Annotated in this window: 1 protein-coding gene; it reads right to left on the reverse strand. The window is 46.8% G+C overall.

The window, feature by feature from the left end; genetic code table 11:
- The coding region (locus tag IM273_RS22270; RefSeq protein WP_193055669.1) for a DEAD/DEAH box helicase family protein at window positions 1–308 on the reverse strand (308 nt) is incomplete at both ends.

Genomic DNA, 308 nt, shown 5'->3' on the forward strand with positions numbered 1-308 from the left:
GCCTGCAGTATTGTCAGAACCATTAACGCTGTCCGGCGAGAAGCGTTGATACTCTTTCATTGTCTGGTAATCGAGGTCTTTTCTGTCCACGACAAAGAAGACTTTATCAATAAAGTTCAGTTCGGTTGCCAGACGAGCGGCCTTAAAGCTGGTAAGGGTTTTACCTGATCCGGTGGTGTGCCAGATAAAACCCCCGCTTTCCGGTTTTGACCAGTTCTTTGCTTTAAAGGAACTGTTAATTTTCCATATAATTCGCTCAGTGGCAGCAATCTGATAGGGGCGCATCACCAGCAGCGTCTGACTACTGT

Source organism: Enterobacter cloacae complex sp. P13B (assembly GCF_014895915.1).
Taxonomy (GTDB): domain Bacteria; phylum Pseudomonadota; class Gammaproteobacteria; order Enterobacterales; family Enterobacteriaceae; genus Enterobacter; species Enterobacter bugandensis.